Genomic DNA, 25410 nt, shown 5'->3' with positions numbered 1-25410 from the left:
TGCCCGCGATGCTTCCCGCGTAGCGCAGGGAAGAACGCTTTTGGCTACACACTCAGCGTGGCTTCCAGTTCTGCCAACCGTTGCGGCGTACCTACGTCCGTCCAGCAGCCGGGGTGGTGTTCGCCGTGGATTCCGTCGGCGTCCATGTGCGCGCGCAAGATCGGCGCCAAGCGGAAGCGGGGCTTACCGTTCGCAGTCACGCCTACATCGTCGTCTACGTGCCTCGGCCAGTTGTCCAGCAGCGCTGCGCGGTAGACGCCGATGCCGGCGTACGTGAGGCGCCGTCCGCCGTCGCGCCGCACATGTCCGGAAGGATCCAACGCGAAATCGCCGTGGGTGGCGTAGCCGGGTGGATCGATCATCACCAGGTGTGCCAAGCCCTGCGGCTCACGCGGCAGCCGCGCGAAATCGAAATCGGTCCAGATGTCGCCATTGACCAGCAGGAACGGCGCTTCGCCGAGCAAGGGCCGTGCGTTGAGCATGCCGCCACCGGTTTCAAGCGGCGTGTCGCCTTCATGCAGGTAGTGCAGCCGCAGGCCCCAGCGCGCGCCATCGCCGAGCACCGCCGGGAAGCGGTCGGCCAGCCAGCTGGTGTTGACCACCACCTCGTCCACGCCCATCGCCGCCAGTTTCTCCAGGTGCCAGACGATCAGCGGCTTGCCTCCGGCTTCTATCAGCGGCTTGGGTGTGTGGTCGGTCAGCGGGCGCATGCGCTCGCCGAGTCCCGCCGCGAAGACCAATGCCTTCATGCGATCTCACCGCGCGCATGCAGTACGGGCTTGATGCGCGCATCAAGCAAGGTGTGCAGGCCCGCCAGTTCCGGATAGCGTGGCAACACCTCGTCCAGATAGCGGACGAAGCGTGGCACGTCGGGCAGGTAGCGGATCTTGCCGTCGCGGTAATGCAGGCGGGAGAAGATGCCGAGGATCTTCAGGTGCCGCTGGATGCCCATCCAGTCCGCATCGCGCAGGAACACCTTCAGCTCCGGCACCGGCAGCCCGGCACGGGTGGCGCGGGCGTGGTAGCGCGCCAGCCAGCCGTCCACGCGCTCCACCGGCCAACTCAGGAAGGCATCCTTGAACAGGCTCATCGCGTCGTACGCGATGGGGCCGCGGACGCAGTCCTGGAAATCGATCACCGCCGGCCCCGGCGTCACCGGCATCAGATTGCGCGGCATGAAGTCGCGATGGGTCAGCACGCGCGCCTGCTTCAGCGCATTGTCCATCAGGCGCCGCTGTGCCAGTTCCAGCCCCTCGGTTTCGCCGCAGTCCAGCGTCAGGCCCAGGTGGCGCCGCAGGAACCACTCGTCGAACAGTCCCGCATCGCGTTGCAGCAGGGCTTCGCCGAATTCGCCCATGCCCGCCGGCGGCTTGATCGCCTGCAGGCGCAGCAACTGTTCGATGGCGGCATCGAACCAGGTGTCCGCATTGTCGTCGCTGATGACGTGCGCGAGGGTCGGGCCACCCAGGTCTTCCAGCAGCAGGAAGCCGTGCTCGGTGTCGATGGCCAGCACGTCGGGCACGCGCACGTCGCCGCCCGCCAGCAGCTCGCGCATGGCCAGCCATGGACGCACGTCCTCCAGGCCGGGGGGCGAATCCATCACGATGCGCCCAGGCCCGTCGCCCAGGCTGCGCCAGTAGCTGCGGAACCCGGCATCCATCGATGCGCGTTCCAACTGCGCGAACGGGTCGCCGAGCGCGCCACGTGCCCACTCCAGGCGCTGGGCTTCCCGCCCCGAGGGGTCCTGAATCGTTGGGTTCATGCGGTCGCGACCGGGCACAGGCGATAAAGGCCTACAGGGTAAACTGGCGCCCTACCGACTTGCGAGGCTTGCATGGCCAAACTCCAACCTGTGCTGCTTTCCGGCGGCTCCGGCACGCGCCTGTGGCCGCTCTCGCGCGAGGCGTATCCCAAACAGTTCCTGCCACTGGCGGGCGACGACACGATGGTGCAGGCGACCTGGCGTCGTGTCGAAGCCATCGCGGATCTGGGCCCCATCGTGGTGGCGAACGAGGAACACCGGTTCCTGGTCGCGGAACAGCTCCGGCAGATCGGCGCGCCAACACCGGCGATCCTGCTTGAGCCGGTTGGTCGCAACACGGCTCCCGCGATCGCGGCGGCCGCGCTGCAGGCGATGGCCGGCGGCGCCGATCCGCTGCTGCTGGTGCTGCCATCGGATCATGTGGTGCGCGACGAGGCCGCCTTCCAGCGCGCCGTGCGCGAAGCGTTGCCTGCAGCCGACGCCGGCGCGTTGGTGACGTTCGGGATCGTGCCGGATGCGCCGGAAACCGGATTCGGCTACATCCAGGCCGAAGCCGGCGACGGCCTGCGGAAGGTGTCGCGCTTCGTCGAGAAGCCCGATGCCGCCACGGCCCGGTCTTACCTCGATGCGGGCGGCTACTACTGGAACAGCGGCATGTTCCTGTTCCGCGCCAGCCGCTATCTGGAAGAACTCGCGCGTTTCCGCCCCGACATCGTCGAAGCCGTGCGCGCGGCGCATGCAGCCGCGCGCCACGACGGCGACTTTGTCCGCCTCGACAAGGAGGCCTTCACTGCGTGTCCGTCGGACTCGATCGACTACGCGGTCTTCGAGAAGACGGATCACGCGATGGTGCTTCCGGTGGACATCGGCTGGAATGACGTCGGCAGCTGGTCCGCGCTGTGGGATGTCGCGGAGCGCGATGCCGATGGCAACGCCCACCACGGCGACGTGATCGCCGTCGACAGTCGCAACAGCTACGCCTACGCGCAACGACTGGTGGCCCTGGTGGGCGTGGACGACATCGTCGTGGTCGAGACCGACGACGCCGTGCTGGTGGCCCGCAAGGACCGCGTGCAGGACGTGAAGCTGGTGGTGGCGCGGCTGAAGGAAGAGCAGCGCAGCCAGGCCGTGCTGCACCGCGAAGTGCACCGCCCGTGGGGCAGCTACGATTCGGTCGACAATGGCGGACGCCACCAGGTGAAGCGCATCAAGGTCAAGCCGGGGGCAGCATTGAGCCTGCAGATGCACCACCACCGCGCCGAGCACTGGATCGTGGTCAGCGGTACCGCGAAGGTCACGCGCGGCGACGAGACGCTGTTGCTGTCCGAGAACGAGAGCACCTACATCCCGCTGGGCGTGAAGCATCGCCTCGAGAATCCCGGCAAGGTGCCGCTGGAGCTGATCGAAGTGCAGTCCGGCAGTTATCTGGGTGAAGACGACATCGTCCGCTTCGAGGATGTCTACGGTCGCAGTGAGTAATGGCGTGAGCTCCGTGCGCTACCGCCTGGACGATCTGGTGATCGATCTGGAGCGGCAGCGCGTCGAACGCAATGGCGAACTCCTCAACGTGGCGGGTCTCAGCTTCCAGCTGTTGCGCCACCTGCTGGAACAGGGCGACCGTGTCGTCGGTTTCGATGAGCTCATCCAGCGCGTGTGGGCGCCGGCGATCGTCAATGAGGAAACCGTCACCCAGCGGGTGAAGCTGCTGCGCCAGGCCCTGGGGGATGACGGACGCAGTCCGCGCTACCTGCGGTCAGTGCGTGGGCAGGGCTACCAGTTGTGCGCGCGCCCGGAACCGATGCCTGCCTTCGAGCCCGCAAACATGCCGGAACCCAAGCCGCATCGATCACGCCGTGTGGTCATGGCCATGGCAGGCGTCGTGGTGCTCGCAGCGTGCACGGGATTGTGGGCGTGGAAGCAGCATGTCGATGGCAAGGACGCCCGTACGCTGGCCACGGCGACCGCCCCGCCCTCGTTGCTGCAGCGTGCCGCCTACTACGCCAGCATCGGCCAGCGCGACGACAACGAACGCGCGGTCGAACTCTTCGGCCAAGCCCTAGAAGAAAAGCCCGGCAACGTGGATGCACTGGTCGGATTGAGCCGCGCCTACAGTGCCCGCGTCTGCCTGTTCAATTTCCCGCCGGAATGGGCGGCGCGCGCGCAAGTGCTGGCAGAGCAGGCCATCCGCGCCGAGCCCAGGCGCGCGGCTGCCCACGCCGCGCTGGGGTATTCGCATGACTGTCGCGGCCGTATCGACGATGCGCTCGCCGGATACGAACGTGCCGTCGCACTGGACCCCACCGCCGACAACAGCCGCGCGTCCGCGGCCTACCTCTATGACCGCAAGGGGCGGCTCGCCCAGGCGCTGCTCGCGAACACATCATTGCGCGGCGATCCCGCGCGCGTGCGCTACCTGCAGGTGCAGATCGCCGGCATCCTGGATCTGCTGGGCTATCCGCAGGCGGCGGAAGCGCGTTATCGCCAGAGCTTCGCGCTGTATCCCGACAACGTGTTCTCCAACATCGCGTGGCCGCGTTTCCTGTTCCGCCACGGCCGCACGACGGAAGCGCAGGCCGCGCTGGACCAGGCCATGCGGCGCGGCACGGAACATGCCGACCTGTTCCAGCTGGCGGCCGAACTGGCGCAACTGCGCGGCGATCCCGCGGTTGCCCTGGCGGCCTACCGGCAGGCGGAAGCCTTGCGTCCCGGTGCCAGCCTGCCGACGACGCTGGCCCGCCTCCATGCCGGCGCCGTCGACCCGGCGTGGGCCAGTGCGCGTGCCGACGGCCTTGCCCGCGAGTTGGAGGACGGTGCGGGCTATCCCTCCGACTGGCTTGAAGTTGTGGTGCTGCGCGAGGCCGCCGGCGATCGCGCGGCGGCGCTCGCATCGCTGCAACGCGCAGTGGATGCGGGCTACAGCGATGCGGCGTACCTGCGGGTGTCGCCGTTGTTCAGGACGCTGGCTGCCGAGCCCGCCTTCGCCCGCAGCGTGGATGCGCTGAACCGGCGCGTCGCGCTCGAGCACCGCAAGGTGCCCGTCGCGTTGCTGGAACGCCTTACGGCATCGCCTTGAGCACGTAGTCGCCAAACATCTGTTGCGATTGCGGGTGGACGTTGCGCTGGTTGAACGAAGTCCGCGTGATCACTGCCACCAACTGCCGTTCGGGCACGATGAAGACGTAGTTGCCGCCGTTGCCCGACATCGCCCATGCCGCCTGCTCTCCTTGCTTGCCCGGAAACCGGAACCGCCAGAACTGGTAGCCGTAGTCCGCATCCTCGCGCGCCTGCGCATGCACCGTCAGTGCCGCGTTGATCCAGGGCGTGGAGATGATCTGCCGGCCCTGCCAGCGGCCGCCATCGGCTACCAGTTGCCCCAGTTTGGCCAGGTCGCGGCTGCGGTAACGCGTTCCACCGCCACCCATGCCCACACCCTCCGACGACCTGTTCCACTGCACCTGCCGGATACCGAGTGGGTGTTCCAGTGCTTCGGCAGCGAACGTCGCCAGCGGCTTGCCTGTTGCGCGTTCAATCACCGCGCCCAGCAGGAAGCTGCCCGCCGTGCAGTACGAAAAGGCCCGGCCATGCGGGCTGTCCTCGGGTCGCGTCATCCACGGCGCGAAGCCGCGCATCGGCAGGTCCAGCGCGAACCGGGTCCAGTCCTCACTCAGATACATGCGCTCCTCGTTGCCGGCGGAGAACTGGTTTTCGTCGTCGCACTCCCAGGCCGAGCTCATCGTGAGCAGGTCTTTCAGCGTCATTTGCTGCTTGCGCGGACTGGGGTGCTGCCACGGTTGCCTGTCGGCGAAGTAGGCATACACGGACGCCTGCGCGCCGGGAATGTGCCCGCGATCAATCGCCGCTCCCAGCAGCAGGGCGGTGACGCTCTTGGTGGCCGAACGCGTGTCGTTGAGCACGCCCGGGCCGCCGCCGTTGAAGTAGCGCTCGTACACCAGCTTGCCCTGGTGGGCGATGACGACACTGGTGACGCCCGGGAAATCCCCCTTCGCGATGGCCGCTTGAAGCGCCTGCAGGCGATCAACCTGCCAGCCGCCGCGACGGGCGTCGGCGGTCTGCCAACCATCCTGCATCGGCACGGGCGGGCGATAGGCTTCCGGCACGACTGGGGCGCTGGCAGATGGCTCCGCCGCGTGTGCAACGGGGGACATGACGAGGAAGAGCAACAGCAGGGAACGATGCATGGCATGACTCCTTGGAAGGGAGCGTCATTCCATCGCGGGCCTCGATGAAGCGCCTGACAGCCGAATGAAGAATTATGAAAGCGGTCGTGCGCGCCGCACGGGGACAAGAAAAAGCCCCGCGTGGCGGGGCTTTTCGTGGCACTGGGCCGTCCGGTTGTCCCTGGCGGCTCAGGCCTTCTTCTTCACCATGGCGTAGATGAAGAGCAGCACGATGGCGCCGATCACCGAGGCGATGAAGCCTGCCGGTTCGCCGGGTGAGTACCAGCCCAGCGCACCCCCGATGAAGCGCGCCAGCAGGGCGCCCAGGATGCCCAGCACGATGGTCATGAAGAAGCCGAGCTTGTCGTTGCCGGGCTTGAGGGCCCGTGCCAGCAAGCCGGCGAGGAAGCCGATCAACAACGTCCAGAGGATGCCGCCGCCAAAGATCTGTTCCATCGAGTCGCTCCAGTTGGGAATGCGGGGGTGTCCGGAGCGTAACCCAGGACTCCCCCCGCGAACCATCCGGCTCAGCAGCAACCGTGGTCGCCGTGCTGCTCGCCACCGGCCGCCACGCCCACGCCCGTGGTTTCGCCACGCACGCTCGCCGCATGGTGCTCGGCGATCACGCGCGCAACGCAGGCGGTCACCTTCTTGCCCATCGGGATGTGCAGGAATTCGTTCGGACCGTGCGCATTGGAATGCGGACCCAGCACACCGGTGATCATGAACTGCGCACCGGGGAACTTCTCGCCCAGCATGCCCATGAAGGGAATGGTGCCGCCTTCGCCCATATACATCGCCGGGGCACCGAAGAACTCGCGACTGGATGCATCGATGGCCTTCTCCAGCCACGGTGACATGGCGGGCGCGTTCCATCCGGTGCTGGCCTTCTCCAGGTCCAGGCTGACCTGCGCACCGTTGGGCGCATCCTTTTCCAGCAGTTCCTTCAGCAACTGGCCGGCCTGCTTGCCATCCAGCGTGGGCGGCAGGCGCAGCGACAGCTTCACCGAGGTATGTGGTCGCAGCACGTTGCCGGCTGACGACAGCGGCGGCATGCCGTCCACGCCGGTCACCGACAGCGCCGGGCGCCAGGTGCGGTTGAGCACCAGCTGCGCAAGGTCGTCCGCCATCGGGGTCATGCCGGGAAGGAACGGAAACTTGTCGAACACGGCCGTATCCAGCACGCGCGCGGCTTCCTGCGCCTGCGCAAGGCGGTCCGCCGGAATCTCGACTTGCAAGCCCTCCGGCAGGATGCGGCCGGTCTGCTCGTCCTCGAGCCGGGACAGCAGCTGGCGCAGCAGGCGGAAGCTGGACGGCACCACGCCGGAGGCATCGCCCGAGTGCACGCCTTCCTCCAGCACCTTGACGGTGAAGTTGCCGCCAGCCAGGCCGCGCAACGACGTAGTGCACCAGAGCTGGTCGTAATTGCCGCAGCCCGAATCCAGGCACACGACCAGCGACGGCATGCCGATGCGGTCGGCGAGGTGATCCACATAGGCGGGCAGGTCGTAGCTGCCCGATTCCTCACAGGCCTCGATCAGCACCACGCACCGTGCATGCGGTACGCCCTGTTGCTGCAGCGCCTGGATGGCGGCCAGCGAGCCGAAGATCGCATAACCATCGTCGGCGCCGCCGCGGCCGTACAGCTTGTCGCCCTTGATCACCGGCACCCACGGGCCCAGGTCGTCGTCCCAGCCGGTCATTTCCGGCTGCTTGTCCAGGTGGCCGTACAGCAGCACCGTATCCGCTGCTGTCTCGGGTCCGGTCGCAGGAATCTCGATGAAGATCAGCGGGGTGCGGCCTTCCAGGCGCACCACTTCGACTTGCATGCCCGGAACCGACTGCGCCTTCGCCCAGCGCTCCATCAGCTGGACCGCCTGTTCCATGTACCCGTTGGCTACCCAGTCCTTGTCGAACATCGGTGACTTGTTGGGGATGCGGATGTACTCGACCAGCTGCGGGACGATGTCGTCATCCCACTTTTCGGCTACGTAGCGGTCGACTTTGGCGGTATCCATGGCAACTCCGGAGTACTTGAGACGTAGTACGCCATTCTACGCTCTTGCCTGGGGTAGGACTTTTCCTACGCATGGCCGGGGTGTTTACGGGCAGATTCGCACGCGCAGTGGCGATACCTTGGCACCCATGGGCGCTGGACACTCTCCCTACCGTCGCGGCCCCAAGGCGACCGACGGACACATGACGGATGCGTCGACGCACCCGCCATCCATGGAGAGTCCAACGTCACAAGGAGAGTTGTCATGAAGTCGTTCATCCACATCGTATTCGCCGCTGCACTTTCGCTGTTGATCGCCGTACAGGCCATGGCGGCGGAGAAGGTCAACATCAACACGGCGGATGCGGCCGCACTGGACCGTGTGCTGACTGGCGTGGGTCCGGCGAAGGCCGCCGCCATCGTCGAGTACCGCAAGGCCAACGGACCATTCAAGAGCGCCGAGGAACTGGCGATGGTGAAGGGCATCGGCCTGAGCACCGTGGAGCAGAACCGCGACCGCATCGAACTGCGGGCCGGTGCCGCCCCGGTACGCAAGCCGGCCGCCGCCGCGACGCCTGCCAAGCCGGTAGCACGGCGCTGATCGATTCCCGTGCCCGGCGGTTCCACAGGATGTGGAGCGCCGGACACAGGGGCTGGATGCCAGGGGGAAACAGGCAGGAGGCCGACAAGGACGTACCTACAACGCGCAGGACGCGCATGGGTCAGGAACAGGCATTGGCCTGCCACTGGCAGGATGCCGACACGGAGGTGGACATCGCCCGGGCGCGCAGGAAGCGCATCCGGGCGATGTCGTTTTGGGGTTGTCGCGTAGCTGCCTCAATAACGGGGAGGGGCTAGAATCGCGCCGCATCCAGACAGGGGACCACCATGCCGGACGTGTCGCGCATCATTCCCGCCAATGAGTACCGACGGGAGCGCTGGAGGAATGGCCTGGGCTGGACGCGCGAGATCGCGCGGGTGCCTGATGCCGGGGCATGGAACTGGCGCCTCTCGATCGCCGAGATCGAACAAGATGCCGCTTTCTCCGAATTTCCCGGCATTGATCGCGAACTGGTCCTGCTGCGTGGCAACGGCCTGCGCCTCCGTTTCAACGGAGGGCGCGTGGTGGAGCTTGCCCCACCGCACGGTCGCCATCGTTTCGCGGGCGAAGACGCGGTGACCGGCGAACTGGTCGATGGCGCCACGCATGACTTCAATCTGATGTGGCGACGCGGTGTCGTCCGCACCGAACTGCTGCATCGCCCCTTGGTTGGACCGATGCTGTTCTTCACCGAGCCTAGTGTGCATTGGGTGGTTCACCTGCTCGCAGGGCAGGCGGCGTTCGATGCCGATTGCGGACTCGGGAATCTCTGGAGCGGTGACACTGCCATCCTGGCCGCCGGGCCGGCGCGTACCCGCTACGCGCTTCAGGGTGGTGGCGAACTGTTGGCCATCCGCGTCGAGGATGAGGGCGCTGGCAAGAACGCCTGAGCGGATGGCGTCAGTAGACGTCGCGGCGGTAGCGCCCGTCGCCACGCAGTCGCTCGACCCTGTCATCTCCGAGTATCTGGCGCAGCGTGGCGTCCACGTCCGGCGCCATGCCCGCCAGGCTGCCGCAGACGTACAGGGCGGCCCCTTCGTCGACCCACTGGCGAAGACGCTCGTCCTGCGCCAGCAAGGCGTGCTGGACATACCGGTGCTCGTCGTCATCGCGGGAGAACGCCAGGTCAAGGTGTTCGAGTACACCCTGTGAGTGCCATGCCATCAATTCGTCGGCATGGAAGAAGTCGCGGGAACGCTGGCGTTCGCCGAACAGCAGCCAGTTCCGTGTCACTCCGGCATGCATTCGGGCCTTCACGTGGGCCCGCAATCCCGCCAACCCGGTGCCATTGCCAATCAGCACCATCGGTACGTGGGCAGCAGGGGGGTGGAAGTTCGGATTTCTCCGGATGCGCAGGGCAATCGTTTCTCCGGGCCGGGCGTGACGGCACAACCATCCGCTACCGAGCCCGGGCACACCGTCCGCGCGCTGCATCAAGCGGACCAGCAGGTGCAGCGCGCCATCTTCCGGTATCGACGCAACGGAATACTCGCGATGGGGCAGCGGCGCGCAGGCGTCAACGAGTGCCTGCGGAGTCGGAAACAGGGACGCGCCGGCAGAGGAAGGCCACTGGCTGCGTGCGAGCACGTCAGTCAATGTCACCCGTTCGCCCTGCCAGTCCACCACAGCATCGCCCTGCAGGCTGCTGGCACGCAGAAAGGCTTCGACATCGGCAATGGCGTGTCGTGGGCCGATCTCCGCGATGTCGCCCGCCGTCCATGCCGGCATTGTTCCCGCGGTGGGTTCCAGCACCAGGTGAAACGCGGGTCCGCCGAGACTGCCGGGATTCAGTTCGATGCGCTCGCGCAATCGCCAGGATTCGTAGCGTGGCGCCGACCAGTCGGGCATGTCCGTGCCATTGCCGAGTTGGCCGATGTGGTGCTGCCAGTGGCGCAGCGCGCTGTCGTCGGCGTTGTCGACCTCGACCAGGTCGAACAGCGGTTGCGCGCCGTGGCGACGCAGCCAGTCGTCCAGTTGATGGCCGAAAGCGCAGAAGTGCGCGTACTCACGGTCGCCCAGCGCAAGCACCGCGTACTGCAAGCCTGCCAGCGAAAGCGATTGCGGCATCACCTGATGCACGAAGCCCAGGGCGGGATCGGGTGGATCACCCTCGCCGGTCGTACTGACCACGAAGACCGCGCGGGTCATGCCCTTGAGCCGGACCGCATCCAGATGCTCCAGCCCCGCGCGCTGCACAACCACGCCGCTGTGGCGGAGCGAGGCGGCTGTCAGGTCGGCCAGTTCCAGCGCGAAGCCTGTCTGGCTGGCATGCACGACCCACACTGCATCCTGCGCGGCATGCGCACTGGGCTGGGCGGCGCGTTCGCGCACGCGTGCACGGTGCAGGAACCAACCCGTCAAGCCTGCGTACGCGAGCACCGCTGCCGCAGCGGCGTAGCCGCGTATCGCCGAGGGCGCGGCCATCCACCAGGCGCCTTCGTGCAGGCGAGCGAACAGCCACGCGCATGCGACCAGCAGCAGGATCACCAGCGTGTTGCCCAGCAGCGGGGCGATTCCGCGCGAGGGCGTCGGGGACGTGCTCATGCCGCGAGGTGTCGCTCGAAGGCGGGCGTCATGGTTTCCTGCAGGCCCTGTGCGGAGCGTTGGAGGAAGCGCGCGGCCAATCCGTGGCGCGCTGCGAATGCCTGGCCATCGGCTGTCCCCATCACGGTCAACGCAGTCGCCCACGCATCGGCCTGCATGGCATCGGCCGCGACCACGGTGACGGCCGCTGCGGCATCGGTTACCGGCTCACCGCTGCGCGGATCGATCGTGTGCGAATAGCGCCGGCCCTCGTGTGCGTAGGCATGCCAACGGTCGCCGGAGGTCGCGACCGCCACGCCATCGAGCGTCAGCACGCGCGGCTCCAGCCCATCGTCATCCACTTCCTCGTCCGGCGACGACTCGACCAGCACGCGCCAAGGCTGGCCGTCGGGCTTGCGGCCGTAGCCGTACAGTTCGCCCCCTACTTCCACCAGCGCACTGTCGATGCCGCGACGGCGCAGCAGCGCCGCGACGATATCCACGCCGTAGCCCTTGGCGATGGCCGAGAGATCGAGCATGAGGCCGCCCGGTTGCCTGACGCGGCGTTGGTCGGCATCGAAGCGCAGGTGCTGCCAGCCCACGCGCGCGCGCGCGTCGACGAGATCGGCTGGCGTCGGACGTCCACGGGCGCCGGCATGCGCGCCGAAACCCCATGCGGCCACCAGGGGCGACACGGTCGGGTCGAAGGTTCCTTCGCTGGCGGCCGCGATCTCGAGCGCTGCCGTCAGCACGTGCAGGAAGTCGTCCTGCAGCGCGAACCATTCTCCCGCCCTGCCACGGTTGAAGCGCATGATGTCCGTGTCCACATGCCACGTGCTCATCTGTGCCACGATCTGGTCCAAGCGCACCTGCACCGCGTCATGCAGTGTGTGGAGATCGAGGCGCGTCGCGCTCGAGCATTGCACCGACCAGGTGGTGCCCATGGTCTGCCCGTGCACGGCCTGTACGGGCGATGGAGGAGCGGAGAGCGGGGAGAGGGAAACGTTCATTCGATTGCGCGCCGCCGGGTGCCTGTCCGGCGGCGCCATGCGGAATTACTGCGGCAGCACTTCGAGCGTCGCCACGTAGCTCAGGCGACGCTGCTTGGCCTGCGGTACCGACGTCTTGTCATCCTGCGTACCGGTTTCAAGCCAGTACATGCCGGCTTCCGGCCAGGTCACGCTGAACTCGCCGCTCGCGTCGGTGGTGACCTTGATCTCTTCCTGCGCGTTGCGATAGCGCGTGCCGCCGCGCGTGATCTCGAATTCCAGGCCGGCAGCGGGCTTGCCGTCGACCAGCATCCGGAACTTCGCGGCTTCACCTGCGAACAGGTCATTCGGGTGCGTCACCGGCACCAGTTCCAGGCCTTCGCCCGAGCTCTTCAACGCCGTGTCGTTGGGCGAGCCGTTGGTCACGAACGTCTCGATGCGGCCGATGGACTGCGATACCTGCAGGTTCTTCGCATCCTTCGGCACCTTGGTGGCGAGGTCTTCCGGCTTGGCGCCACGCAGTCCGCCCGGCTTGCCGTCGGCACCTTCCCAGCGGACCATCAACCCCTTGTTGACGGTCGCGATGCGGTACGTGCCCTGCTGCTTCAGTTCGACATCGAACACGGTGCGGTACTTGCCGGTAGCCAGGTTCTGCGCTTCCACCGTGCTGCCGTCCGGCGCGGTGATGACCAGGCCTTCGGTGCGCAGCGGCACGTGGTTGAAGTAGAACAGGTCGTTGGACACGGCGGCGTCGACCGTGATCCACGGATTGGTGCCGGCAATGACCGTCTGCGACGGCATCATCCAGGCCTTGTGCGCCAGGGCGGTGGCGGGAATGGTGGCGGCCAGGGCGATGGCGACGGCAAGGGAACGCTTCATGGAAGTCTCCAGCAAGGAAAAGGGAAGGGCGATCAGGGCTTCACGGCCAGGGTCACGGCGCCGAGTTCGGTGCTGCCCTGCGCCTTGCCGGTCTGCGCAGGCTTCTTCGCCGGCCAGCTGAAGGGGATCTTCAGCAGTTCGCGGCCACCGACCTCGCGCGCGGCCTCGACCACCAGCGTGTATTCGCCCGGCGCCAGCTTGGCCAGTTGTGGCTGCTTGTCGGTGAAACTCAGCGCATGCTTGCCCACCGGCTTGGTCGGGCCGGTCACGCCGTCCACGGGCACCTTCAGGCTGCGTCCGGACTTGCGCCACCACTGGCGCATGTCGGGCAACCATTTGGTGCCATGGCCTTCGGCGTTGCTCGTCTGCTGGTACCAGACCGACAGATTGGCGGCGACCTTCTGGTCCGCGCCTTCGATCCAGATGGCCACGTAGGGGCGGTGGTACTCGGCCACGTTGAGCTTGGGGATCTCGACGTTGATGTCCAGCGTGGCGGCATATGCCGGCGTGGCCAGCAGGCCGCTGAGCGCGATGGTCAGCGTGGTGTGGACGGCGATCTTCGACATGCGGTCACTCGTGGGTTCGTGGAAGGGAATCAGTGGATGAAGAGCAGCGCGATCAACAGCGGCACCAGCAGGCCCAGGCCGACCATCGGCCAGGTCATGCGGCGCTGCCGACCGTGCAGGTAGAGCAGGAACAGGCCGGTGATGCAGAACACCAGGCAGGCCACGGCGAAGATGTCGAGGAACCAGCCCCATGCCGGCCCGGCGTTGCGACCCTTGTGCAGGTCATTGAAATAGGAGATCCAGCCACGGTGCGTGCGTTCGTATTCCACTGCGCCGGTTTCCCGGTCGATGCTCAGCCATGCATCCGTACCGGGGCCAGGCATCGATAGGTAAAGCTCCATGTCTGACCATTCCGCTGGCCGCTGACCGACGGATACCGACAGTTCCTTGTCGAGCCAATCGGCAATGTTGGCAGGCAGCGGTGCATTGCCGTCCTGCCGGTCACCGAGCGCGGCGAGCAAGGGGGCGGGAAGCGTGGCGGTGAGGTTGGTGACCTCGGGCGAGGCCTCGATCCTGGATGCGTGGTTCAGCGTGATCCCCGTGATGGAGAACAGCAGCATGCCGATCAGGCAGACCGCCGAACTGATCCAGTGCCACTGGTGCAACGTGCGCAGCCAGAAGCCGCGGCGTTGTTGCTGGAGGGCGGGGGACGCGGAAGAGGACAACGGCAGTCTCGACGCAGGGTGGAGCGGGACGCCATTACATCACAGATGAGAATGGCTCTCAATTAAGGGGCGCGCTCCCCTCCCGCGTGGAGAGGGGAGCGCGCGTTCGCGTCAGAAGTTGACGTTGAGGCTCAGCCACAGGTTCCGCGACTTGTCCTTGTTGTTGTAGTCGTCCAGGTACGCCACCTCGTTGGAGGTGTAGGTGCCATCGTTGTTGAGGTCGGTGAAGACCGTCTGGAAGGTGGTGAAGTCTTCGTCCAGCAGGTTGTTGATGCGTCCCGACACCGAGACGTGCTCGTTGAAGCGGTACTGCGCGCCCAGGTGCAGCACGGTGTAGTCCTGGTAGTCGCGCCGAACGCCGTTGAGGGTGTCGCGGTAGCGCTTGGAGCGGGCTTCGGCCAGCAACTGCAGGCTGAAGTTCTCCGTGGCTTGCCAGTTCAGGCTGGTATTGACCATATGCCTGGCGGTGTTGGTGAGCGGCAAGCCCTTCTGCGCGCCACTGAGCTGCTCGCTGTCGGTGAAGGTGTAGTTAGCACGCAGCGACAAGGCGTCGGTGATGCCCCAGCGGCCGGCAATCTCCACGCCCTGGATACGTACTTCGTCGATGTTGATGTTCTGCGCGTAAGTGCTGTAGCCCAGCAGCGCGTAGTCGCCCAGGTTGGCGCAGGGGCGCACGCCGCCGGTCTGCTCGCAGCTCAGGCTGGTCTCGCCGCGCGCGATCTTGTCGTCGAAGTCATTGCGGAACACCGTAAGGTTGAAGTTGTGCGCGTCGTCCGGTGACGTCCAGTAGAGCGCGATCTCGCTGTTGACGCTGGTCTCGGGCTGCAGGTCGGGATTGCCGACGAAGGGCGTGGTGCCCTGGCCTCCGAAACCGGTGATGCCGTCGTACAGGTCGGTGGTCTTGGGTGTCTTGAAGCCCGTGCTGACGCCGCCCTTCAGCGTCCAGGCTTCACTGACGTCCCATACCGCGTAAGCACGCGGGCTGAGATGGCTGCCGAACACATTGTGGTCGTCATGGCGCAGGCCCAGCGTGATGGTGAGGGCTTCGATCGGGTTCCAGTTGTCCTCGGCGAACAGCGACCACATCTTGTGGTCCTGCACGGTGCCGCCGCCATCGCCGCCGCCTTCCATGCCGAACACGCCGTCTTCCAGTTCGCCATCGATGAGCTGCCCGCCGACCACGACGTGGTGGGCCTGGCCGATCGCGAAGTCGAGCTTCGCATCCAGTGTGTACTGGCGGCTGTCCATGGTGCGCTTCGGACGCGGCAGGAAGGTGGAGACTGCGATGGCCTGGCGCTCGGCGACGCTCAGTCCGGCGTATGCTCCCGTGCCCTGGAAGATCTGCCGGTGCAACAGGCGCTCGGCGACGGTGAACGGCAAGGTGCGGCCGTGGTTGCCGGTATCGATGTGGGCCAGCGAGATGAAACTGTTGCCGAAAGTCCACTGGCCGTTGTGCGTGACCGACCACTGGTCACGGGTGAATTCCTGGTCGGCGGCGTATCCCACCTGCGGCGCCGCGCGCCAGATGCCGGCCAGCCCGTCCACCGTGCCCAACGGATAGGTTTCGGAGCCGAGATTGTTGATGTACGGCGTGTTGTCGTACACCTGCTCCGACGTGTCGTAGTCGAAGACGACGCTCTGGTTGTCCGTCGGTGTCCAGCTCAGCGTGACGCCTGCGCTCTTGTTGGTGTTGTCCACCGTCTTGCCGCCGCCTCCGAAGCCCAGTGCCCGCTCGAACACGCTGCCGTCAGGCGCCGTGATGGCTTCATATTCCGGCGTGGATGCATTGCGCTCGTACCAGGAGCCGCGCACGCCCAGGCCCAGGCGGTCCTTCACCAGCGGCCCCATCAACATGAAGTCGAAGGTGCTGTCGCTGCCGAAGTCGCTGTTCTCCTGGATACCGTGACCCAGCGTGGCCGAGCCCTGCCAGCGGTCCGAGACCTTGCGGGTGATGATGTTGATGACGCCGCCCAACGCATCCGCACCGTACAGCGTGGAGGCCGGGCCGCGGATCACCTCGATGCGCTGGATCATGTCCAGCGGCGGAATGTGGTTGAACTGGTTGCCGCCGAACGCGTTCGGATAGATGTCGCCGTGGTTGTTCTGGCGCTTGCCGTCGATGAGGATCAACGTGTAGTCCGGCCCCATGCCCCGGATGCTGATGGTCTTCTGACCGGTCTTGTCCGACGTCTCGCCGACGTCCACGCCTTCCAGGTCGCGCACGGCGTCGATCAGCGTGATGTAGGGGCGCTGGCGCAGTTCTTCCGCCGTGATCACGCTGATGCTGGCCGGCGCATCGGTGATCTTCTGCTCGAAGCCGGCGGCGGTGACCACGACGGTGTCGAGATCGGTGGCGTCGGTGGCGCCATCGGGCATCGGCTGGGCGAGTGCGGGCGCGGACACGACGGCGATAAGCGCGATGGCAAGACGGGTGCGGCGCAGCGGCGCCTGCAGGGAGCGGCAAGAGTTCTTCATGAGGTTCATCGAAGTGGGGACAGGGTAGGGATGCACGCGCCCGCCCGCGGATGCGCGGGGCGGCGTACGGTCATGCAGGCCCGCGTGGTGCGGGCGAAAAAGCCGTCAGGCCGTGTGCGGCGGCGCTTGGCCGGGATGCAGGCGGAGGGACGGACAGGCACGGCCAGGGGGCACCGCGTCGTGGGACGCACGGCGATGCGAGTGCAGGTCGCAACTTCCGGGGGCGTCGGAATCGCGGGAAGCAAACACGGCCGGCGTCGTGACCGGCGACGCGAGAGTGAGGACCTGCAGTGCGCTGAGGCGTGGTTTCTTCAGGTGATGCGCACGGTGTCGAACCTCGTCCGGCGGGTCGCCATCCTGGACATGGGCCGACACATGCCCGGTGTAGGAGACGGCATGGGCGCTGGAGGCATCGGGGTGCAGCAGACCGGCCGCGGCGAGGCCCAACAGGGCCAGCGCGCCCCACAACACGGCGGCCACAATGCCCACATGCCAGGACGACGCGCGTCGACCGGACACGCGGACTGGGCTGACAGCGGTGGGACGGATGCGGATCAAGCGGTTCCCCGGCGACGTGCCAAGAGCGGCATGTCGAACGGGAGTCATTTTAAATGAGAATACTTATCAAGTGCAAACAAGAACGAATCTTGACCGTGTCGCGGGTGGCGGGATCAGGTCTCGGCCCACTGCCTGAGCAGGTTGTGATACACGCCGGTCAACTGGACCAGTGCGGGATGGTCGGGGACGTCGGCGGTCAGGCGGCGGATCGAGACGTCCAGTTCGAACATCAGTCGCCGGTGGCCGTCGTCGCGCACCATGCTCTGCATCCAGAAGAATGACGCCACGCGCGCGCCCCGCGTCACCGGGGCGACCTTGTGCAGGCTGGTGCCGGGATACAGCACCATGTACCCGGCCGGCAGCTTCACGCTCTGCGTGCCGAAGGTGTCTTCGATGATCAGTTCGCCGCCGTCGTATTCGTCCGGTGCACTGAGGAAGAGCGTGGCCGATACGTCGGTCCGGACGGGATCCACACCGCCGCGGCTGCGGTCGTAGCGGATCGCGTTGTCGACGTGGTAGCCGAACGACTGGCCGCCGGCATAGCGGTTGAACAGGGGCGGATAAATGCGCTTCGGCAGCGCTGCGGAAAAGAAGGTGCTGTTGCGGGAAAGGGCGTCAAGGATCAGCGCGCCGACCTCGCGTGCGGCCGGCGAATCCTCCGGCAGCTGCGCGTTGTCCTTGGCCTTGGCCGACTGGTAGCCGGCGGTGATGCGGCCGTCGGCCCAGTCGGCGGCGTCGATCATTGCGCGGGCCTGCGCGACCTGGGCCGGTGTCAGTACATCGGGAATGGGCAGCAGCATCGTCAGCGGCCTATAAATGGGAAACCCCGCCCATTCTGCACGGGCGGGGCGGAAAGGGTTGTCCGGAAGGCCGGATCAGAACTTGAACGTGGCCGTCAGCACCACGGAGCGCGCCTCGCCGGGCGTGGCCCAGCCATTGTTGCGGATGCGCGTGTAGTACTCCTTGTCGAACAGGTTGTTGACGTTCAGCTGCAGACCGACGCTTGGGTTGATCTGGTAGCCGACCATGGCACGGTGCATCCAGTAGTCCGGCGTTGTGTACAACGTGGCGGGGGTGCTGCTTCCGGCCGCGGGTAGGCGATTGTTGTTGAGATAGAACTCGCCCTGGTATGTGGCGCCGTAACCAAAGATCCAGCTGTTCAAGCGATAAGTGGTCCACAGGCTCGCCGAATGTTCGGGCGTGTTGGTCAACGGGTTGCCCTTCAGCGGATCCGGGAACGCGCCGCTGTTGCCGCATGCCGTGCTCGGGTTGGCTCGGCAGAAATCCGACACGCCGTTCAGGACCTCGCTGTCCAGATACGTGTAGTTAGCAAACACCGACCATTCGCGCGTGATGTTGCCGGCCACGCCCAGGGTCACGCCCTGGACACGTGCCTTGCCGTCCAATTGCTGTTCGCCTGAGGGGTTCTCCGGATTGCCCGGGTCGCTGACGCGATAGTTCTGGCGTTCGTTGCGGAACAGCGATGCGGTCAGCGACAAGCGTTGGTCAATCAGGTCCCATTTGGTTCCCAGTTCGATGTTGACAGCCGTCTCCGGATCGACGCCGCAGTTCGCGGTGCCGGTGGTGCTGGTCGGCGTGCAGCTGCCGTTGACCGAGGCTTTCGAGGGCGTCTTGGAGTTCGCATAGGACAAGTAGATCGAGCCATTCTCGGTCGGCTTGAACACCACGCCCGCGCGGTAGGAGAACAGATCGTCCTCGTTCATCGCAGTCGCATTCTTGCCGAGTACCGCACCGATGTTGCTGTTGTTCGGTGTGGGGTTGGCAGGCGTAGGCGCGGTATAGGCCTTGACGTTCCAGGTGGCGGAGGAGCCCTCATTGTGTTCGTAGCGCGCACCGAGATTCAGCATCCAGCGCTCGCCGAACTTCAGCGTGTCGAAGATGTAGAACGCCTGGTTGGTCAGATCGCCTTCGGTGCGGCCAGTCAGGAAGTAGTTGTACGGTCCAGTCCAGTTGGAGTCGGGGTTGTACAGATCCATGCGCGGCAACGTGACAGTGCTGCCATCAGGATTGCGCAGCACGCTGCCGACGTCCAGGTCAAAGGTTTCCTTGGAGAAGGAAGCGCCGGCGACCAGGGCATGTTCCACCACGCCGGTGTTGAAGCGCGCGGTCAGATCGGTCTGGCTGATGGCAATTGCATTCTCGGTGTCGCGCGAGTAACCGCGCGGACCGCTGGGCAGATAGGTGCCCGCGGGCGTGCAAGCCGCACCGGTGGCCGGGTTGATGCCGTTGCCTAGGCACCAGGTGCCTTGCGTTGCGTCCACCACCGACAGTTGGTCGACCTTCTGGAAGCGCGCCAAGCTGCGCACGCTCAAGCGGTCATTGAAGTCGTGTTCGAACACGCCCGTCAGCATGTCGACATCGATCTCCTGCGTATCGATATTGTGGTAACCGTAATAGTTCTCGCTGTCCACGCCTGACAGTGGGCCGTTATTGAAGGCGTTCATGTAATACGGGACGCCGTACTGCGGCACGTTTTCGTCGCTCTGGTGCAGGTAGCTCAGGGTCAGGCGGGTGTCTGTACCCAGACCGAAAGCGACCGACGGAGCGAAGCCCCAGCGCTTGAATTCTTCGTAGTCCCGGCCAGGCACGTCGTTCTGATGCGCCATTGCGTTGAGGCGGACCGCCATGCCGTTGTCCAGATCCATATTGCTGTCGGCAGTGATGCGGCCGAAGCCATCTGTACCCGCGCCGAGCGTGAAAGCGCTGGCGTCATCGGCGCGCGCATTCTTGCTCACCAGGTTGATGTTGCCGCCGACGGAGCCGGCGCCTGACATAGCCGAGTTGGCGCCATTGATCAGTTCGATCGCTTCCAGGTTGAAAGTATCGCTACGGGTGTACTGCGCACTGTCGCGTACACCATCGGTGGTGATGTCGCTGCTGGCGGTGAAGCCGCGCAGGTTGATGCTGTCGCCGTAGCCGCCGCCGCCTTCACCGGCGCCGAAGGTGATGCCGGGCAGCGTGCTGAGCACGTCCCTCAGTCCGAGCAGGTTCTGCTGCGCCATCACTTCGCTGGTCACCACGGTGATGGTCTGCGGCGTGTCGACCAGGGCTTCCGTGTACTTCGGTGAGCTCGCTTTCTGTACACGTTCGCCGTGCACTTCGACGGCGTCGAGTTCCTTGGCCTGGCCTGCGGCATCGGCGGGCACGTCCCCGGTCGGTGCGGCGAGCGCGGGGGCAGTGATGGCGAGCAACAGGGCGGCGGCAAGCGGGGATGGACGCAGGTTCATGAGGATCCTCAGGTGCGGAGAAGAAACACCCGGTGGCGGAAGGCTGGCGGGAGTGGAGTGAAGACTGGGGGCGGCGGATCTGCGCCTTTCCGGGGGCTGGATCCGGCAAGCAACGGTGTCACCGGCAGGCGCGGTGCACGCAGGTAGCTCAGGCGGCCGGCGGCCCGCGACCGGGATGACGGATATGGCGCGAGGGGGCGCTGTTGGAATGGCCGGCGGCCGCATCATGCGCCCGCGACCCTACCCGCGCGGAATGGGCGCGGGCGCCCGCGTCATTGCCTTCGGACTCGGCCGGCACGGACAGACCTTCAGTCGCTTGCTCCGCCAGCGACGCCGAGGCGTAGCGGAGCTCGTCCCGGGAGTGGATCCCGGCATCGCGATGCAACAACGTGTCCGAAGATGAACCCGCTGGCGGGAAGATCCCCGTAGAAGCCAGCGCAGCGCTGCCCATGATCACGAGCAGGCACGCCAGCGCCAGGCGGGCGAACGCGGTCATGATTGAGCTGGCATCACGCAGCACCGGGGCCTCGGGCGGGTCAGGCTGCGGCAATCCGCCGCAGGGGTGCGACAGGATAATGAGAATGATTTGCGATTACAACAGAATATTCACATTCCCGGCTCAGTCCCGGTCGTCGCGTGTCCAGACGCCACCGTGCTCCGTCTTCGTCGGGAATTTCACCACGGGCGAGTAGGCCGGCGCGCACAGGGCGCGGCCATCGCGGATGTCGAAACGTGCGCCGTGCAGCACGCATTCGATGCTGGCTTCCCCGGCATCGAAACTGCCGGAGGACAGTTCGAAGTCCTCGTGGCTGCATTTGTCTTCCAGCGCATACAGGTCGCCATCATGGTTGAAGATGACGATGGGCGTGCCCGTGACCTCGTCGAAGACCATCTTCATCTCGCCCGGCAGCAACTCGCCGGTGGCACAGACGAAGGTCCATGTCCCGCTCATGCCGTGTCCCCCGGCAGCGGTTTCTCCAGGACCTCGAAACGCAGGTCGTCACGCTTGGGAACGCCGTAGCGGGCATCGCCATAGGGGAACGGTTTCTTGATCCCGGTACGCGCATAGCCGCGCCGCTCATAGAAAGCGATCAGTTCATCGCGCAGGTCGATCACGGTCATCCGCATCGCAGGCAGTCGCCACTCGACGCATGCAATGCGCTCCGCCTCGGCCAGCATGGCCTTCCCCACGCCTGCGCCCTGCAGGTCGGGACGCACCGAGAACATGCCGAAGTAACCGGCACCGTCGTCGTCCGCCACGTGTGCGCAGGCGAGCGGGTCCCCGTCTCGTTCGGCGATGATGATCCGGCTGCGCGGCCGTTCGATGTCGCGGCGGAGCGCGTCGGCGTCGATGCGCTGGCCGTCCAGAAGGTCGGCTTCGGTGGTCCAGCCCTGCCTGCTGACGTCGCCCCGGTAGGCGGACGTCACCAGGGCGACGAGTTCGGGGATGTCGGCCTCGGTGGCCGTGCGGAATGTCAGGGTATCCATGGCCGGATTTTACGGAAATCCGGCAACCTGTAGGAGCGACGTCAGTCGCGACCGCGATCCCGCCATGCCCCGACAGGTTCAGCAGCAGAAGAATGCGCGGTCGCGACCGGCATCGCCCCCGCAGAACGCAGTCATTACGCCAGCAGGCTACGCGCCTTCTTCAGGGCGGCAATGAAGCGCTCCACTTCCTCGTGCGTGTTGTAGAACGCGAACGATGCCCGCAGCGTGGCCGCCACCCCGTAGAACTGCAGCAGCGGATGGGCGCAGTGCTGGCCGGAACGGACCGCGACGCCCTCCAGGTCCAGCAGCGTGGCCAGGTCGTGTGCGTGCGCGCCTTCGATCAGGAACGAGATCACTGCCGCCTTGTCCGGCGCGCGGCCGAAGATGCGCAGGCCGTCAATCCTGTCCAGCTCCTCGGTGGCGTGCGCCAGCAAGTCCGCTTCGCGTGTTTCGACATGCGCCATGCCCAATGCATCGAGGTAGTCCACGGCCGCACCCAGGCCGATGAAGCCGGCGATGTTGGGCGTACCGGCTTCGAACTTGTGCGGCGCGTCGTTGAAGACGGTGCCGTCGAAGCTGACTTCCTTGATCATCTCGCCGCCGCCGATGAAGGGCGGCATGGCCTGCAGGTGTTCCTTGCGTGCCCACAGCGCACCGGTGCCGGTGGGGCCGCACATCTTGTGGCCGGTCAGGGCGTAGAAGTCGCAACCGATGGCCGCCACGTCCACCGCACGATGCGGAACGGCCTGCGAGCCGTCCACGACGGTGACGATGCCGCGCTTGCGGGCCTCGCGGCAGATCTCGCGGACGGGATTCACCGTGCCCAGCACGTTGGAGGTGTGGGCGATGGCCAGCAGCTTCACGTCGCCGGTCATCGCGGCGTGCAGCGCATCCAGGTCCAGCGTGCCGTCTTGGCGGATTTCCGCGACCTTCACTGTCGCCCCGGTGCGCTGGGCAACCAGCTGCCAGGGCACGATGTTGGCGTGGTGCTCCATGCGCGAGACCAGGATCGTGTCGCCGGCCTTCAGGCGCGGCAATGCCCACGAGTACGCGACCAGATTGATCGCGAACGTGGTGCCGCTGCACAGCACCAGTTCGTCCGGGCGCACGTTGAGGAAGCGCGCAAGTTTCTTGCGCGCGCCTTCATAGGCCTCGGTCGCCTCGGTGCCGAGCGTGTGCACGGCGCGGCTGACGTTGGCGTTGTGCTGGCGGTAGAACGCGTCGACGGTCTCGATGACCGAGGCGGGCTTCTGGCCGGTGTTGGCGCTGTCCAGGTAGACCAGCGGCTTGCCGTTGACCTGGCGCGTCAGCAAGGGGAAATCGGCGCGGACCTGATCCCAGTCGACGCCGGTTTCCGCCGCAGGCGCCTGGACGGTCTCGCGGTTCATGTCGCGCCCAACGTCGCCAGCACCGCATCGACGCGCGCCACCAACAGGTCACGCAGGCCCGCATCCTCGATGACCGACAGCGGTTCGCGGCAGAACGCGGCCGTCAGCAGTTGCTGCGCTTCCGGCGCAGACAGGCCGCGGGAGCGCAGGTAGAAGAGTGCATTGGCTTCCAGTTGGCCGACGGTGGCGCCGTGCGCCGCCTTGACTTCGTCGGCATGGATCTCGAGCACCGGCTGGGTGTCAATCTCCGCGTTGTCGGAGAGCAGCAGGTTCTTGTTCGACAGCGCCGCGTCGGTGCCGTCCGCACCCTCGCGGATCAGGATGCCGCCGTGGAAAACCACGCGGCCGCGGCCCGCACCCAGGCCGCGCCACGTCAGCTCGCAGGCGGTATCGCGGGCGATGTGGTCGATGCCCAGGCGCGTGTCCACATGGCGGCGACCGTGCGCCAGCAGCACCCCGTTGGCGATCAGGCGCGCGCCATCGCCTTCGAGGCGGACGTTCAGTTCATGGCGCGACAGGCCGCCATCGAGTTCCAGGTCCACGCGACGGTATTCGGTGTCACGGGCCAGCACCGCGTCGGTGCGCAGCAGCGTGGTGGCGCGCGCGCTGTCGGCTTCGACCCGCGCGTGCGTGAGGCGTGCTCCCTGCGCCAGGTGCACATGGCTCAGGGCGTTGATGAGGTGCGCGTGCGCGCCGATGGCGACATGGTGCTCGACCACGGTCAGGGCAGCACCGGCACGCAGCTCGATCAGGTTGCGCAGATGCCAGGCGCGCTCAGCGCCATCCTCGGCACCGATGAAGACCAGGTGCAACGGCTGATCGCTGCTGGCATCCGCTTCGGCACGCAGGAGAACGCCTTCGGTGGCCAGCGCGGCGTTGAGGCGGGCGAACACTTCGTCGCCGCGCTCGAAGCGGCGCTGCAGGAAACGCGCGGCGTCACCGCCTTCGGCGAGGGCTTCGGACAGCAGCTGCAGGCTGACACCGTCGGGCAGGTCGGCGGTCAGCGACAGCGCGACGGAATAGCGGCCGTTGACGAACACCGCACGCGGTGCGGGGATGTCGGCCAGCAGCATCGGGTCCAAGGTGGGTGCGACGTCCACGCTGGCGAAGCTGCGGCGCTCCAGCTGGCGCAACGACGTGTACTTCCACGCTTCCGCGCGCGGCCCGGGCAGGCCATCGCGCAGGGCTTCGTCCAGTACGGCGCGGCGCGCCGCGTCGCCGTTGAAGCCGGCCGACAGGGAATCCAGCAGCGCGCTCATCAGGCGACCTTCTCCGGTGCCACGCGGTCCTTGATCCACGCGTAACCGTGCTCTTCGAGTTCCAGTGCCAGTTCCGGGCCCCCGGATTCGACGATGCGCCCATTGGCGAGCACATGCACGACGTCCGGCTTGATGTAGTCGAGCAGGCGCTGGTAGTGAGTGATGACCAGGAAGGCGCGGTCGGGCGAACGCAACGCATTGACGCCCTCGGCGACGTTCTTCAGCGCGTCGATGTCCAGGCCGCTGTCGGTTTCGTCCAGGATGGCCAGCTTCGGTTCCAGCACGGCCAGCTGGAAGATCTCGTTGCGCTTCTTCTCGCCACCGCTGAAGCCTTCGTTGACACCCCGGTGCAGCAGTTCGTCCTTCAGGTGCAGCACGGCCAGTTTCTCGCGCACCAGCTTGAGGAACTGCATGGAATCCAGTTCGGCCTCTCCACGCGCCTTGCGCTGGGCATTGAGCGCGGCGCGCAGGAAATAGGTGTTGTTGACGCCGGGGATTTCCACCGGGTACTGGAAGGCGAGGAACACGCCGGCGGCGGCGCGCTCTTCCGGTTCCAGTTCCAGCAGCGGATTGCCTTCGAATTCCACCGTGCCGGCGGTGACCTCATACCCCTCGCGGCCGGCAAGAATGTTGCCCAGCGTGGACTTGCCCGCGCCATTGGGGCCCATGATGGCGTGCACCTGACCCGGCTTCACGTCGAGCGAGAGGCCTTTCAGGATTTCCTTGCCGGCGACGCTGGCGTGGAGGTTGTCGATCTTCAACATGGTGCGTTTCCAGTTTGATTTCTTGAGCCCCTCTCCCACCGGGAGAGGGGTTGGGGTGAGGGTCTGGCGGA

The 25410-nt window shown here is 66.3% G+C and carries 24 protein-coding genes; 4 read left to right on the top strand and 20 right to left on the bottom strand.

Going from position 1 to position 25410, the window contains the following annotated elements; all coding sequences use genetic code 11:
* Nucleotides 1-44: 44 nt before the first annotated feature.
* Both murU and WBN46_RS04370 read right to left on the bottom strand, forming a co-directional pair.
* Nucleotides 45-749, bottom strand: a complete 705-nt coding sequence (murU, locus tag WBN46_RS04375; protein ID WP_337730446.1) for an N-acetylmuramate alpha-1-phosphate uridylyltransferase MurU — start codon at nucleotides 747-749, stop codon at nucleotides 45-47.
* A complete protein-coding gene (locus WBN46_RS04370; protein ID WP_337730445.1) occupies nucleotides 746-1762 on the bottom strand; it encodes a phosphotransferase in 1017 nt (338 codons plus the stop codon). Before WBN46_RS04370 ends, murU begins: the two co-directional genes overlap by 4 nt.
* A 72-nt stretch (nucleotides 1763-1834) precedes the next feature.
* On the opposite strand from WBN46_RS04370, the gene WBN46_RS04365 reads away from it, so the two are divergent.
* Both WBN46_RS04365 and WBN46_RS04360 read left to right on the top strand, forming a co-directional pair.
* Nucleotides 1835-3241: a mannose-1-phosphate guanylyltransferase/mannose-6-phosphate isomerase gene (locus WBN46_RS04365; RefSeq protein WP_337730444.1), complete on the top strand. Its 1407-nt coding sequence runs from the start codon at nucleotides 1835-1837 to the stop codon at nucleotides 3239-3241.
* A 4-nt stretch (nucleotides 3242-3245) separates the two neighbouring features.
* Nucleotides 3246-4835 carry a winged helix-turn-helix domain-containing protein gene (locus tag WBN46_RS04360; protein WP_337730443.1) on the top strand — a complete coding sequence of 530 codons (1590 nt, stop codon included), beginning with the start codon at nucleotides 3246-3248 and terminating at the stop codon, nucleotides 4833-4835.
* Here the strand turns inward: WBN46_RS04360 and WBN46_RS04355 are convergent.
* From WBN46_RS04355 to WBN46_RS04345, 3 genes are all read right to left on the bottom strand, one after another.
* A complete protein-coding gene (locus WBN46_RS04355; RefSeq protein WP_337730442.1) occupies nucleotides 4819-5961 on the bottom strand; it encodes a serine hydrolase in 1143 nt (380 codons plus the stop codon). The genes WBN46_RS04360 and WBN46_RS04355 overlap by 17 nt on opposite strands.
* 168 nt (nucleotides 5962-6129) lie before the next feature.
* Nucleotides 6130-6396 carry a GlsB/YeaQ/YmgE family stress response membrane protein gene (locus WBN46_RS04350; protein WP_337730441.1) on the bottom strand — a complete coding sequence of 89 codons (267 nt, stop codon included), beginning with the start codon at nucleotides 6394-6396 and terminating at the stop codon, nucleotides 6130-6132.
* A gap of 71 nt (nucleotides 6397-6467) precedes the next feature.
* The gene (locus tag WBN46_RS04345; RefSeq protein WP_337730440.1) at nucleotides 6468-7958 is read right to left on the bottom strand and encodes a M20 family metallopeptidase; all 1491 of its coding nucleotides are present in this window, start codon (nucleotides 7956-7958) and stop codon (nucleotides 6468-6470) included.
* Between the two features lie 243 nt (nucleotides 7959-8201).
* Here WBN46_RS04345 and WBN46_RS04340 point away from each other — a divergent pair, with 243 nt between their 5' ends.
* Both WBN46_RS04340 and WBN46_RS04335 read left to right on the top strand, forming a co-directional pair.
* Entirely contained in the window at nucleotides 8202-8537 is a 336-nt protein-coding gene (locus tag WBN46_RS04340; RefSeq protein WP_337730439.1) for a helix-hairpin-helix domain-containing protein, read from the top strand.
* Between the two features lie 287 nt (nucleotides 8538-8824).
* A complete protein-coding gene (locus tag WBN46_RS04335) occupies nucleotides 8825-9427 on the top strand; it encodes a HutD family protein (RefSeq protein ID WP_337730438.1) in 603 nt (200 codons plus the stop codon).
* Between the two features lie 10 nt (nucleotides 9428-9437).
* On the opposite strand, the gene WBN46_RS04330 is transcribed toward WBN46_RS04335, so the two are convergent.
* The 15 genes from WBN46_RS04330 to sufC all read right to left on the bottom strand — a co-directional run bounded on the left by WBN46_RS04330 (nucleotide 9438) and on the right by sufC (nucleotide 25339).
* Complete coding sequence (locus WBN46_RS04330; protein WP_337730437.1) at nucleotides 9438-11081, bottom strand: sulfite reductase flavoprotein subunit alpha; 1644 nt, start codon at nucleotides 11079-11081, stop codon at nucleotides 9438-9440.
* On the bottom strand, nucleotides 11078-12070 hold the full coding sequence (locus tag WBN46_RS04325) for an FAD:protein FMN transferase (protein ID WP_337730436.1): 993 nt from the start codon (nucleotides 12068-12070) through the stop codon (nucleotides 11078-11080). Before WBN46_RS04325 ends, WBN46_RS04330 begins: the two co-directional genes overlap by 4 nt.
* A 45-nt stretch (nucleotides 12071-12115) precedes the next feature.
* Nucleotides 12116-12928, bottom strand: a complete 813-nt coding sequence (locus tag WBN46_RS04320) for a DUF4198 domain-containing protein (protein WP_337730435.1) — start codon at nucleotides 12926-12928, stop codon at nucleotides 12116-12118.
* Between the two features lie 32 nt (nucleotides 12929-12960).
* Entirely contained in the window at nucleotides 12961-13494 is a 534-nt protein-coding gene (locus WBN46_RS04315; protein WP_337730434.1) for a DUF2271 domain-containing protein, read from the bottom strand.
* Between the two features lie 29 nt (nucleotides 13495-13523).
* Nucleotides 13524-14159 (bottom strand): PepSY-associated TM helix domain-containing protein, encoded by a 636-nt coding sequence (locus WBN46_RS04310; protein WP_337730433.1) that lies wholly within the window; start codon nucleotides 14157-14159, stop codon nucleotides 13524-13526.
* Nucleotides 14160-14270: 111 nt separating this feature from the next.
* On the bottom strand, nucleotides 14271-16634 hold the full coding sequence (locus WBN46_RS04305; protein WP_337730432.1) for a TonB-dependent receptor: 2364 nt from the start codon (nucleotides 16632-16634) through the stop codon (nucleotides 14271-14273).
* A 105-nt stretch (nucleotides 16635-16739) separates the two neighbouring features.
* Nucleotides 16740-17192, bottom strand: coding sequence for a hypothetical protein (locus WBN46_RS04300; protein ID WP_337730431.1), 453 nt, complete (start codon nucleotides 17190-17192; stop codon nucleotides 16740-16742).
* A 113-nt stretch (nucleotides 17193-17305) separates the two neighbouring features.
* Entirely contained in the window at nucleotides 17306-17992 is a 687-nt protein-coding gene (locus WBN46_RS04295) for a Fe2+-dependent dioxygenase (protein ID WP_337730430.1), read from the bottom strand.
* 75 nt (nucleotides 17993-18067) lie between these two features.
* Nucleotides 18068-20440 (bottom strand): TonB-dependent receptor, encoded by a 2373-nt coding sequence (locus WBN46_RS04290; protein WP_337730429.1) that lies wholly within the window; start codon nucleotides 20438-20440, stop codon nucleotides 18068-18070.
* Between the two features lie 148 nt (nucleotides 20441-20588).
* Nucleotides 20589-20936, bottom strand: coding sequence for a hypothetical protein (locus tag WBN46_RS04285; RefSeq protein WP_337730428.1), 348 nt, complete (start codon nucleotides 20934-20936; stop codon nucleotides 20589-20591).
* 123 nt (nucleotides 20937-21059) lie between these two features.
* On the bottom strand, nucleotides 21060-21392 hold the full coding sequence (locus WBN46_RS04280; RefSeq protein WP_337730427.1) for a non-heme iron oxygenase ferredoxin subunit: 333 nt from the start codon (nucleotides 21390-21392) through the stop codon (nucleotides 21060-21062).
* Entirely contained in the window at nucleotides 21389-21928 is a 540-nt protein-coding gene (locus WBN46_RS04275) for a GNAT family N-acetyltransferase (RefSeq protein WP_337730426.1), read from the bottom strand. Before WBN46_RS04275 ends, WBN46_RS04280 begins: the two co-directional genes overlap by 4 nt.
* Before the next feature lie 134 nt (nucleotides 21929-22062).
* A complete protein-coding gene (locus WBN46_RS04270; RefSeq protein WP_337730425.1) occupies nucleotides 22063-23316 on the bottom strand; it encodes a cysteine desulfurase in 1254 nt (417 codons plus the stop codon).
* Nucleotides 23313-24575 carry a Fe-S cluster assembly protein SufD gene (sufD, locus tag WBN46_RS04265; protein ID WP_337730424.1) on the bottom strand — a complete coding sequence of 421 codons (1263 nt, stop codon included), beginning with the start codon at nucleotides 24573-24575 and terminating at the stop codon, nucleotides 23313-23315. The genes WBN46_RS04270 and sufD overlap by 4 nt, the downstream gene beginning before the upstream one ends.
* Nucleotides 24575-25339, bottom strand: a complete 765-nt coding sequence (gene sufC / locus WBN46_RS04260; RefSeq protein WP_337730423.1) for a Fe-S cluster assembly ATPase SufC — start codon at nucleotides 25337-25339, stop codon at nucleotides 24575-24577. The genes sufD and sufC overlap by 1 nt, the downstream gene beginning before the upstream one ends.
* Between the last annotated feature and the right edge of the window lie 71 nt (nucleotides 25340-25410).

The sequence above is a fragment of the Pseudoxanthomonas sp. CCNWLW251 genome, from assembly GCF_037402255.1.
Classification (GTDB): domain Bacteria; phylum Pseudomonadota; class Gammaproteobacteria; order Xanthomonadales; family Xanthomonadaceae; genus Pseudoxanthomonas_A.
The sequence above is the reverse complement of the archived record's forward strand: the minus strand, read 5'-3'. Positions and strand labels throughout refer to the sequence as shown.